Source organism: Aestuariivita sp., assembly GCF_049276915.1.
GTDB lineage: Bacteria > Pseudomonadota > Alphaproteobacteria > Rhodobacterales > Rhodobacteraceae > Aestuariivita.
On the sequence record NZ_JBASXK010000108.1, the window covers coordinates 35,605 to 46,857 of the forward strand.

Annotated in this window: 11 protein-coding genes; 8 read left to right on the plus strand and 3 right to left on the minus strand. The window is 59.0% G+C overall.

Features of this window, described 5'->3' with window-relative positions:
• The first annotated feature begins 71 nt into the window (after positions 1-71).
• The 8 genes from WAO69_RS11980 (at position 72) to WAO69_RS12015 (ending at position 8,236) form a co-directional block, all read left to right on the plus strand.
• Entirely contained in the window at positions 72-875 is an 804-nt protein-coding gene (locus WAO69_RS11980) for an IclR family transcriptional regulator (protein WP_422179386.1), read from the plus strand.
• A 91-nt stretch (positions 876-966) separates the two neighbouring features.
• Positions 967-2,229 (plus strand): 3-isopropylmalate dehydratase large subunit, encoded by a 1,263-nt coding sequence (locus tag WAO69_RS11985; protein WP_422179388.1) that lies wholly within the window; start codon positions 967-969, stop codon positions 2,227-2,229.
• Between the two features lie 4 nt (positions 2,230-2,233).
• A complete protein-coding gene (locus WAO69_RS11990; protein WP_422179390.1) occupies positions 2,234-2,755 on the plus strand; it encodes a hypothetical protein in 522 nt (173 codons plus the stop codon).
• Positions 2,752-3,648 (plus strand): isocitrate lyase/PEP mutase family protein, encoded by an 897-nt coding sequence (locus tag WAO69_RS11995; protein WP_422179392.1) that lies wholly within the window; start codon positions 2,752-2,754, stop codon positions 3,646-3,648. Before WAO69_RS11990 ends, WAO69_RS11995 begins: the two co-directional genes overlap by 4 nt.
• A 12-nt stretch (positions 3,649-3,660) precedes the next feature.
• The gene (locus WAO69_RS12000; RefSeq protein ID WP_422179394.1) at positions 3,661-5,283 is read left to right on the plus strand and encodes a hypothetical protein; all 1,623 of its coding nucleotides are present in this window, start codon (positions 3,661-3,663) and stop codon (positions 5,281-5,283) included.
• A complete protein-coding gene (locus WAO69_RS12005; RefSeq protein WP_422179396.1) occupies positions 5,284-5,958 on the plus strand; it encodes a class I SAM-dependent methyltransferase in 675 nt (224 codons plus the stop codon). It begins immediately after the preceding gene.
• A 24-nt stretch (positions 5,959-5,982) separates the two neighbouring features.
• On the plus strand, positions 5,983-6,393 hold the full coding sequence (locus WAO69_RS12010) for a GFA family protein (protein WP_422179398.1): 411 nt from the start codon (positions 5,983-5,985) through the stop codon (positions 6,391-6,393).
• Positions 6,394-6,541: 148 nt separating this feature from the next.
• Complete coding sequence (locus WAO69_RS12015; protein ID WP_422179400.1) at positions 6,542-8,236, plus strand: alkaline phosphatase family protein; 1,695 nt, start codon at positions 6,542-6,544, stop codon at positions 8,234-8,236.
• A gap of 155 nt (positions 8,237-8,391) precedes the next feature.
• Here the strand turns inward: WAO69_RS12015 and WAO69_RS12020 are convergent, their stop codons facing one another.
• The 3 genes from WAO69_RS12020 to WAO69_RS12030 form a co-directional block, all read right to left on the minus strand.
• Positions 8,392-9,660 (minus strand): adenylate/guanylate cyclase domain-containing protein, encoded by a 1,269-nt coding sequence (locus tag WAO69_RS12020; protein WP_422179402.1) that lies wholly within the window; start codon positions 9,658-9,660, stop codon positions 8,392-8,394.
• 237 nt (positions 9,661-9,897) lie between these two features.
• Complete coding sequence (locus tag WAO69_RS12025; RefSeq protein WP_422179405.1) at positions 9,898-10,815, minus strand: calcium/sodium antiporter; 918 nt, start codon at positions 10,813-10,815, stop codon at positions 9,898-9,900.
• 215 nt (positions 10,816-11,030) lie between these two features.
• Positions 11,031-11,253: hypothetical protein (locus tag WAO69_RS12030; protein ID WP_422179407.1), on the minus strand; the 223-nt coding region annotated here is incomplete at its 5' end.

The following is an 11,253-nucleotide window of genomic DNA, read 5'->3' on the forward strand; positions in this document are numbered from 1 at the left end:
TTTTAGACCAGTCGCACCAATATCACATGGTGGGCTTGCACTGTGTCAACAAATAAATCATATTTCACCTGATGAAATATAAGGAATATTCCGGCGTGACCGTTTCCACCAAACCACGCGGGCAAAAAGGGGCGACCTTGCCCCGTGTGCGGGCGATCTCACGTGCAGTGGCGATCTTGCGCACCTTTTCTCCGTCCAATCCCTACCTTGCCTTGAATGAAATCGTGCGCGCCACGGGGCTGGATGCGGGCACCACACGGCGCATTCTGGTCACCTTGCGCGACGAAGGGCTGGTCAATCAGGACCCTGTCTCGGGCCGGTACAGCGCCTGGACAGGGCTGGTCGAACTCAGCCGCGCGGTGCCGGAGTCGCTGACCCTGACCAGCCTGGTCGAGCCGATGCTGATCCGACTGGCAGAAGAGACACAAACAACCGTCTACCTGTCGATTTCACAGGGTGACATGGCGCTGTGCACAGCGCGGCACAATGGCGGACAGGCGATTGAAGTGCGTTGGTGGGCGGTCGGCGAGACCCGTGCGTTCAACCTCGGAACAGGCCCGCGCATCCTGCTTGCGCATCTTGAGCCCGACAAGCAGAGCCGCATTCTTGCCGAGCTTGGTATTCGCGACGACTCTCCGCTGCGCGCCGAACTCGAGAATATTCGCGCCCAGGGCTTCATCGTCAAACATGATGAGATTGCCGTGGGCCTGTCGGCCATGGCCGTGCCCTTGCTGAATGATGACGGGCAGATCCTTGCAGCCATTTCGACCGGCGGCCTGACACCGCGATATGTGGGTGCCGAACAGGCAGACATGTTGGCAGCCATGCAACATGCCGCGGCCGAGATGCTCAAGGCTGTCCGCGGATTGCGATGACTATTTCACCTGATGAAATCTTTGTTGTTTGTTGACATTGTTTTGCGATGGGACGAACATCGCTTGAACATGTCCGAAGGGAGGTCGGCGCATGGGTCAAACCATTGCAGAAAAGATACTCGCGCGGGTCTCGGATAAGGAAACCGTCCGCGCAGGTGACGAGGTCCTGGCGAAACCCGATTTTGTCATTGCCTATGACTTCCCCGGTTACACGGATGTGATCTTTCGCCAGATGGAAGAGGAATTCGGCATCGACAAGGTCGCTGAACCGGATCGCTTTGCGCTGTTCATCGACCATATGGTGCCGGCCGCCACCACTGCCGAGGAAGAGCTGCACGAGATCACCCGAAGCTGGGGCAAGAAGAACAATGTCCCCGTCTATGAGCGCAAAGGCATCGGTCACCAGGTGGCTGCCGAACTGGGCTATGCCACGCCCGGCGCTTTCGTGGTGCATTTCGATGGCCATATCTCGCAGCTGGGCACTTTCGGCACATTGGCCGTGGGCGTCAGGCGGCATCTGCTGGAGGCCTTCGTCAAGGAACGCATCAAGTTCAAGGTGCCCGAAACCGTGCGGATCGACATCACCGGGTCGTTGCAGCCCGGTGTCACCGCGCGCGACGTCTTTCACCACATCGTGCGGGTCTTGGGTCCGCGGTCCTGCCGGGGCATGGTGATGGAACTGGGCGGAGACGGCATCGCCGAGCTGTCCCTGGAAGGACGCCAGACGATCAATTGCCTGGCGATGTTCACCGGTGCGATCACCGCGATTATGAACCCGGATGAAAAGGCTCTGAGCTATATCCGCGAGCGGCAACGGCTGGATATCGACCCGCTGTTTTCCGATGAGGACGCCACCTATCACGCGCGCCATGCGATTGACGTGACCGATCTGGAACCCATCGCCGTCATTCCGCCAAGCCCCGCCAATACCAGAGATCTGAGCGAAGTGGCGGGCACCGAGGTTCAGGTCGGCTATCTTGGCTCCTGCGCGTCGGGGCGGGTCGAGGATCTGGCGCTTGCAGCCGACGTGCTCGAGGGCCACAAGGTCAAGGACGGCTTTCAACTGCATGTCATTCCCACCTCGCAAGAGATCATGGAACAGGCCGCCGCACAGGGCATCCTGACCCGGCTGATCAATGCCGGGGCCTTCATCAGCTCATCTTCCTGCGACTACTGCTTTGGCCGCATGGGCGTGATGCGCGACGGGCAGCGCGCGGTCTCTACCGGGACGCTGAACGTTCGCGGGCGCATGGGCTCGCCCGACAGCGAAATCTACATCGTCAACGCAGCCGCCGTGGCGGCGGCCGCCATCGAGGGCAAGATCGCCGATCCGCGCCCCTATCTGAAGGGTTAGACACATGGCGCTGGCAAATCTGAAAGGCCGCGTCGCCTGGATCTTTGAAGAGGAAGATTTCGACGTCGATCAGATCGTCGGCGTCAAGAACATCAAGATCAAGGACCCGGCCGAACTGGCGCGCCTGTGCATGGCTGCCGAAGAACCCGATTTCGCCGAAAAGGTGAAACCCGGTGATCTGCTGATCGGCAATCACAATTTCGGATATGGCCATCCGCATTATCCGCCGATGATCGGCATGCGCCACCTTGGCGTGGCCGGTGTGATCGCGGAAAGCTTTTCACCGGGATACTGGCGCGGCGAGATCGCGATGGGATTCCCGCAGGTCGCCTGCCCCGGCATTCTGAAATCGGTCAATCGCTGGGACGAGATCGAAGTGGATTGGGCCACAAGCCTGCTGCGCAATCATACACAGGGCACCGAACTGACCTTTGAGCCACTCAGTGACGGGGATCGCCTGATGCTCGAAGCTGGTGGGATCGTCGGATATCTGCACGCCCGCGAAGAAGAGGAGGCCGCGACATGATCGACGCCGAAATGAAAAAGGCTTTTGCCGCGAAACTGCGCGCGGGCGAGACTCAGATCTTGCCGGGATGTTTCGATGCGATGTCGGCCCTCATGGCCGAAAAGGCCGGGGCGAGCGCGGTGTTCACCTCGGGTTTTGCGGTCTCGGCCAGCCATCTGGGGTTCCCGGATGTCGAACTTTACACGATGACGGAAAACCTCACGGTGGTGCGCAACATCGCCAATGCGGTCTCGGTCCCGGTGGTGGCGGATACCGACACCGGGTATGGCAATGCAATCAATGTCATGCGCACCGTGCGGGAATTCGAGCAGGCCGGCGTCTGCGCCATGATCTTCGAGGATCAGACCGCGCCCAAACGCTGTGCCGCTGCCGCCAACCAGGTCGAGATCATTCCCGCCTATGAACATGCCGCCAAGATCCGCGCCGCCGTTGAGGCGCGCCGCGATCCCGACACCTTGATCATCGCGCGCACCGATGCCATGACCGAAGATGAATCCATCGCGCGCGCCAGGATGTATGTTGAGGCCGGTGCCGATCTGATCCAGCCGATCAGCCGCACCTTCACCGATTTCGCGGGCCTTCAACGCTTGCGCGCGGCAGTGGGTGTGCCGCTGTCGCTGCAGATCCTTGGCTGGCTGGAAAAGGACCTCACCCAGGAACAGATCGGCCAGGTTGCCGGATTGGCCTGTTATCCGCTGGTCGGCCTGATGACCGTGGCCCGCGCCATGCAGGACAACTTTGCGCAACTGATGGCGGACAAGAACACGCATGCCCTGCCCCATCCGGTGATGAGCATGGCCGAATTCAAGAACTTCATTGGTTTTGAAGAGATCGAGGACCAGCAGGCCAGGTTCCTGCTGATGGATTTGAAGGCCGCGGCGAAGGCCTCGTAAAGGGAGACAACCATGCCAGAGGATTTTACCCGCATCGCGTCCGAGCGCGAAAAACACAGCCTGTCGGCCACGCCCGGACGCGAACAGATCCTGTCGGCCCGCCCCGGCGGCGCGCCGCGGTTTCAGACGCCACCTCTCAAATCCCTGCGACCGCCGCGCTGCCCTCCCTTTGTGGAAGTGACGCATCCCGACCAGCTGCTGCCCTATCTCGAACATGTGGCGCAGCGGCCCTATAACCACGGGCTGAACGCGTGCTGGGATCTGAAACCGGGCGAACGCGTGTTGTTGCGTGTCGATAACTGGCACAGCGACATGGTCATTCAGGCCTGCCAGAAGATCCTCGAGAAATACGGCGTCAGATACGAGATCAAGGTGATCGACCGGGGTCCGGTGCCGCAATGGATCGGAGCCGACGAAGTCGATTACTACCTTTTCCGCACCAAGGAACTCGCCGAGTGGATGGACATGTGGGAGGAGGAAGAAAAGAAGCAGCAATATGACAAGATCCTGATGGGCTATGGCGGACCGGTACTGGCCGAACGCTTCATCAAGATCCAGCGCATGCCCTTCATCACGCCGGAGATCCTGGCCTCACCCGCCCATGCGATGCCGATCGAGGTGCTGAACGCCATCGACAAATGGACATGGGACCGGGTGCGCACCTGTAAACGGGCCCGTATCGTGGATCCCGAAGGGACGGATATCGAATTCACCAATCACGCCGGCTATTGGGATAGCAGACGCGAGTTCTATAACGCCGAACTGACCCAAGCGACCTGGACCGGGAACGAGCATTTCGGCAAGACCTATCTGCCGGGCCATGTGACGGGCCGCCCCTGGATGTTCCTGCCGGGCAAGGAAGACGGCAATGGCGTGATCGCGGGCACCACCAATCACATCGCGCCCTGCGACTGGACCCAGTTGATCGTCGAGAACTCGCAGATCACCCAGATCAACGAAGGCGGTGTGTTCGGAGACAAGCTGCGCAAGCTCAAGGCCGAGACGGATCACATCCAGTATCCCGAATTCCCGGGCCAGGGCCTGATGTACTGGTGGGAAGCCTCGATCGGCACCAACCCGCATGTGCACCGCCCGCGCAAGGATTTCCCTTCGGGCTTCGTCAATTGCCTTTATGAGCGGGTGCGCTCGGGCGTCATCCACATGGGCTTTGGCACTATCATCAGTTCCATGGCAGAACGGCGCGCGGCGCGGGCTGGCAATCTTGTGGGGCACTGGCATCTGCATCTCTATTTCCCGACCTACATGATGGAGCGGGAAGGCGATAACGAGACGCTGATCGAGAACGGCCGCCTGGGCGCGCTGGACGATCCGGAGATCCGCAAGCTCTGCGCCAAATATGGCGATGTCGATCTGTGGCTGGACGAGTCCTGGAACCCCGCTGTGCCGGGGCTGAACATGGACGGCGATTACTGGGACCATTACGGGCGCGACCCGCTGCACTGGGTCAAGACCGAGCTGGAGGTCTGCCGCAATTACCACCCGATGTTCATGGCCATGACCGGTGCCGATGACAAGTATTGCCATGGTCCGGGTGCGGATTGGTGGAAGGGCGGATGCTGCAACCACTCGGGCGTTCAGGGTCCGGTATTGTCCGGCAACTGCTGCGGGCACTGAATGGGACAGATCGACGAGCTTGCCCGGTTGTTGTGGACGCTGAAGGACTGGGACGTGGTCGATGTGGGCGCGGGGGATGGCGGGTTTGCCGCCGAACTGGCGGCGCGCGGTGCACGGGTGATCGGGCTTGAGGTCGAGGCCGGCAAGGTCGCGCGGGCACAGGCGGCCCATGGCGACGTGGCGCAGTTTCTGCAGGGCTATGCCGAGGCGCTGCCGCTGCCCGATTACAGCGCGGATCTGATGACGTTCATCCATTCGTTTCACCACATTCCGCAGGCGCATTACGGGGCTGCGACGGACGAAGCGATGCGCGTTCTGCGCATCGGGGGCCGGCTCCACGTGGCCGAGCCGGATCTGGATGGGAACGTCACGCAGATCGTGCAGCCGCTGGATGACGAGACCGAGGTACGCACCGCCGCGGCCGCGCATCTGCGCAGCCTGCCGAATTTCACGCCGCTGGTTCTGGTCGAACAAAGCCGGATCGTTCTCAGGCGGCGCTGCGCGGATTTCGACGCGCTTGCCCGCAACCTGATCGGCGTCAGCCCGGATCGCGCCGCCGCCTTCCCGGCGGCACGGGCCGAGATGCGCGCACGGTTTGACAGGCTGAGCGAAAGGGACGAGGCTGGCTTTACGCTGACCCAACCGGTGACGATCTATCATTTCCAGAAGACGTGACCGCAAACCCGAAAGGATAACTGGATGAACGCCACAGGAGGCTGCTATTGCGGCGCGATCCGGTATCGGATCGACGGGCCGATCGAGGGCGCATTTCAGTGCCATTGCCGGGAATGCCAGTACATCACCGGCGGCAATCCCAATGTCGTCATGGTCTTTGCGGCAGATGATTTCGCCTATACCCAAGGCGCGGTGTCCAATTTCGCCCGCAGCGATCTGGAAACGCCCGTGCATCGCCATTTCTGCCCGACCTGCGGCACTGGCATCGGATCACGCAGCCCGTCACGCCCCAATTCGATGATCGTGAAAGTGGGCACTCTGGATGACCCATCGATATTCAAGGCTCAGGCGGCGATTTTCACCTGCGATCAGCAAGGCTTTCACCACATCCCCGAAGGCATCCCGGCCTTCGAAAAACGCCCGGTCAAGCGCTAGCTGGCGGAGTTGCAACACTCCGGACCGTCGATTGCGCTGCAGCCAAGTTTGACAGCCGGTGGTGAGATACGCGGCACCCGCAAGGTTGCCTTTCAACGATCGATCATTGCATGGTGGTCCTGGTATTCAAGAAATGACTGGACCAACCATGGCATCTTTGACGACCAAGCCCATCCTGCTGTTGCTGGCCATGGGCATGTTCCCCGTTTGCGCGAACGCTCAGGATAAACCTCGGTTGATCCTTCAGATTACGGTTGACCAGTTAAGAGGCGACCTGCCGAACCGGCACATCGATCAGTTCGGCGAAGGCGGGTTCAGATACCTTCTTGAAGAAGGTATTCATTATGACAACGCGCACCATACACATGCCAATACCGAGACGATCGTCGGGCATACGACGCTTTCAACCGGCGCGAACCCCGCGGCTCATGGGATGGTCGGTAACCTCTGGTATGATCGCTCAGAAGGACGGACCGTCTACAACATTGAAGACCCGGACTATTCGATTCTGACCAGCGGTGCAGATGTCGACGACTCCACCGAGATCGACCCGACGCAGCGTGCTGCAACCAGTGACGGGCGATCTCCGCGTACGATCCTCACATCGACCTTCGGGGACGAATTGGCCCTTTCAACCGCAGGACGCTCGAAGGTATTTGGTGTCTCGATCAAGGATCGCGGCGCGGTCGCAATGGCGGGACATGTAGGTAAGGCGTTCTGGTTCTCGAAGTCAGCCGGACAATTCGTGACGAGCAGCTATTACTATGACGCCTATCCTACTTGGGTTGATGCGTGGAACGCCAAGGGATTGCCGCAGAGTTACAGCGGTCAGTCATGGGAATTGTTGCACTCGATCGAAACCTACCTTTTTGGCGAAAAGGACGACCAGCCCTGGGAGCCGGATTTTGCAGGGTTTGGACGGACCTTCCCTCACCCGCTGGGGACGGTCGAGGACAAGTATTTCACCACGCTTCTCACGCTCAGCCCGTTCGGAGATCGAATGACCGCCGATTTTGCCAAGACCCTCATCGATGCTGAAGGGCTGGGCGATGACGATGTGACCGATTTCCTCGCGGTCAGCTTTTCGGTCGCGGATTATGTCGGTCATTTCTTCGGCCCTTCGAGCCTCGAGGCCGAGGACAATTTGTTGCAACTCGATCGTACGCTTGCCGACCTGTTTGCCTATGTCGATGCCGAGGTCGGTCTGGAAAACACTCTGATTGTGCTTGCGTCGGATCACGGCGCGCCCGAAGCGCCCGGGTATCTTGAGTCACTTGGGATGCCGGGCGGTTACGTGACGCCTGATGCATGGGACTCCGCTCCGGCCGTGGCTCGGATCAAGGAGCGCTTTGGCCTGAGCGGGCCTTTGTTCGTGGGCTACGACCACCCGTACCTGACCTTGTCAGATGCTATTCGCAACGATCCGGATATTGACAGGATCGCGCTTGAGACTGCGATCGCCGATGAGTTGGTCGCCTTCGAGGGAGTGGCCTATGCTGTGCCCAGTTCGCGTCTTCGCGAGGGCTCGCTGCCCGACAATGAGCTGATGCGCGCGGTCTTGAACAACTATCATCCGGACCGATCCGGGGACATCTACCTCGTGTTCCAGCCGGAATGGTTCATCAATGACATGGACGGATTGTCGGTTACGGTGACCCACGGATCGCCCTGGCGCTATGACACGTTCGTGCCGATCATGTTTGCTGGCTATGGCCTGGAACCACAAAGAATATCGCGGCGCGTTCACACGGTTGATGTGGCGATGACCCTGTCTTCGGTGGCACAAACCCGGCCTCCGTCCGGTGCCGCGGGCGATGTGCTTCTGGAAGTCTTGGGGCAGTAGCGCCTCGACCAGGCCGAGGGCAATCGGCGGGATATGTCTTTCGGGACTTCGCGCGACCGCTTCGTCCGCAGAGCAGTCATTGAGGCAGATCGCGGCGAACGAGCGGGGAGAATCCGCAGGAGCCGGTGGGCAAACGCTGGATGAGGCGGCCGATTTCAGTCAGCAATATCATAAGCGACAATGTCGGCAACTTCATCAAAACCGCGCAACGTTTGGGGGCCCAGTTTCTGTGCCGGCTCCGGGATCCGCGCGGAAAAGGCCCCGGTCGCCAAAAGCGGAAAGCCAAGCTTTTTGGTCATGTCCTCCACTCTGCTGACCTTGGACACGGCTGCTCCAATAATGGTGAAGTCCAGTCGTTTTTCGGTTCCCACGTTGCCGAAAATCACCTCCCCGGTATGAAGTGCGATACCAAAATCCACAGCAAGATCTGCCGCAAAATCGTCGCGACGCTGGAACGCCTCTCGCGCGGCTGACAGGGCGGCGGCGCACATGTCTTCCGGAGTCCGCCGCGCGCCATCGAAGGGAAAAATGGCCAACAGGCCATCACCTATGAATTTCAACACTTCACCGCCGTATTCAAGCACAGCGCCCGCTACACAATCGAAATAACGGTTAATGGCGGCCACGTATTCTTCCGGCGAAAGCCTCTGGCTCAGTTCCGTGGATCCGCGCATGTCACTGTAAAACAGGGCGCAGTCAATGCGTTGGACATCGCCTCGGGCGATTTGACCGCTCAGGACCGCGCGGCTCGGAAGTCCCCCAAGATAGGCTTCCATCACTTCCGAGACAAAGAACTTCTCTGTCACGATACGCAAAGCGGCCATCAGAGGCATGTTGATGCGGCGAAAACCGTCGACTTCCCGAGGTGTAAAACCCGATCGCCGCCGCGTCGCATAAGAAATTGTAGAGCCGAGGTAACCCTCTTCCATTTCTTCGATCATGACGGCCTGCTTTCCGAAGGGGGCCGTCAGGGCGACGTACCCGGTGATGCCAGAAGCGGCCAGACGCCTGTAGAGCGGGTATTTTTCAAGTGTATCCGGATCGGTCAGATCATCGTGGATGAATGGCAGGTCAGTGACAACATCTGCGAGTTCCATACCCCGCAGATGGCTCTGGGATTTGGCAATCTCCTGATTGGCGTCGTTGAGGTCGGCAAAGGGTGACTTTTCTTGTATTGCAAGACCATCGGACAAGCCCGAGCGAGGGTAGATGTCCGAGTTCGTCCGCTTGGCATCGGCGTCCCAGGTCACATCGATGACCCCGATAATGGGATGCATGAGCAGCCGGCCCTGTGAAATCCGAACCACCGGAACGCCTGCCTCGACAAGCCGCGTGCCCAATCCTTCAATCAGCTCCTCGAGGCTGACGTCCAGGAGGGCAACCCGCTGCAACCAATCCGCAATCCGTTCAAAGGTGTCAGACAAACCGAATTCCTTTTTCCAAGGTCTTTCAACGTATTTGGCAAGTCACGCGTTCTCCGCCCGAGCGCGAACCAATCGATTGCTGTCCCACAAGTATCTGATGACGCAAGAGATAGCCAATCCGCATTGGCAACCAACAACAGCTTTGTCCGCCGAGCAGTCATTTGCGCAGATCGCAGCGAAGGTCCGGGCAGAGGCAAGCTCGATGGTTTTGTGCAATGCGACGAACGTCTGTTTCCCTCATTGCGCTGCGAAAACGTAAACTGCGTAACCCAGCACCATCAGCACTCCAGCACCGCGACCGATCTGAGGACGCAACAGCAGCAGACCGACCAAGACACAAGATACCCCGATCATGACCGGCAAATCGAAAGTCAAGAAACGCGCCGAAACCGTGATGGGTGCGATAAGAGACGTCACCCCAAGGATACCCAGCACGTTGAAAATGTTGGACCCTATGACGTTTCCAATCGCGATATCAGACTGGCGACGGAACGCTGCGATAAGCGATGTTGCAAGTTCTGGGAGTGACGTCCCTACGGCAACGATGGTCAGGCCGATAAATGCCTCAGACACGCCGAAATCACGGGCGACATATACTGCCCCGTCAACCAGAAACTGCGCGCCAAACAACAATGCCGTAAAGCCGAAGACCACCCACAGTACAGGTATGATCACAGGAGATTGTGCTGTTGGCGTTTCATCCTCGGGGGTGTCTTGTCGAGACATGAGGAAGGTCCAAACCAAATAGACACATAACGCCGCTACAAGCAGCAGGCCGGCAATCCGGCCTATTGCGCCAAAGGCAAAAAGTGGCACCAGCACCAGTGCTGATACGATCATGAATGCTATGTCTCGCCGTATTGTGGCGAAGGCTATTCGAATTGGCCATATAAGCGAGGTCAGACCTACAATCAGCAAAATATTTGCAATGTTTGACCCGATGATAATGCCAACTGCAATATCAGGAACACCGCGCAAAGCGGCTTGCAACGATACCAATAGCTCAGGAGAAGACGTGCCAAAGCCCACCACCGTCAATCCAATAATGAGCGGCGAGATCGACATCCGCTGGGCAATGCTCACACTCCCTCGGACAAGTGCTTCGCCACCAAGAAACAAACCGACCAAGCCGGTTATTATGTACAGGTATTCCAAGGAAACCCTCCGACGTGACATGCTGCCGCGTGTTGACCTCATATCGGTTTCGAGAGGGCCTGCAGCAAGAAGGCAAAGATAATATAGTTTGGCCGCAAGCGGTCCTTGGCACAGCCGCAACCAACGACCGGGCAGAGCCCACATTGACCAAGCTGCAAACGCAACGAATGCCCGCGACAGTGTTCAGTTTCTGATGCGTGATCACGTCGCGCGGTTTAGCCTTCTTGGTGCCAAACCACAGCACCTTCCCGGTCAATGTAGGAGTAGCGTTCCCAAGACTTTCCATCTGCCGGGTAGGTGACCGGGGCCAACCCGTCTTGAAACAGAACATAAGGAACGTCTGAAAAACCTCGCGTGCTGAGCGGTTTGAGATAGACTGTCGGGGACGACAATGGAGCCTCGCCGATGCCCAAGCAGCCCGCCTTTCCCGGTCTCCGC

Bases quoted from the DNA above. Each gene is read 5' to 3' on its own strand.
- WAO69_RS11980 (WP_422179386.1), top strand. From the start codon at position 72: ATGAAATATAAGGAATATTCCGGCGTGACCGTTTCCACCAAACCACGC.
- WAO69_RS11985 (WP_422179388.1), top strand. From the start codon at position 967: ATGGGTCAAACCATTGCAGAAAAGATACTCGCGCGGGTCTCGGATAAG.
- WAO69_RS11990 (WP_422179390.1), top strand. From the start codon at position 2,234: ATGGCGCTGGCAAATCTGAAAGGCCGCGTCGCCTGGATCTTTGAAGAG.
- WAO69_RS11995 (WP_422179392.1), top strand. From the start codon at position 2,752: ATGATCGACGCCGAAATGAAAAAGGCTTTTGCCGCGAAACTGCGCGCG.
- WAO69_RS12000 (WP_422179394.1), top strand. From the start codon at position 3,661: ATGCCAGAGGATTTTACCCGCATCGCGTCCGAGCGCGAAAAACACAGC.
- WAO69_RS12005 (WP_422179396.1), top strand. From the start codon at position 5,284: ATGGGACAGATCGACGAGCTTGCCCGGTTGTTGTGGACGCTGAAGGAC.
- WAO69_RS12010 (WP_422179398.1), top strand. From the start codon at position 5,983: ATGAACGCCACAGGAGGCTGCTATTGCGGCGCGATCCGGTATCGGATC.
- WAO69_RS12015 (WP_422179400.1), top strand. From the start codon at position 6,542: ATGGCATCTTTGACGACCAAGCCCATCCTGCTGTTGCTGGCCATGGGC.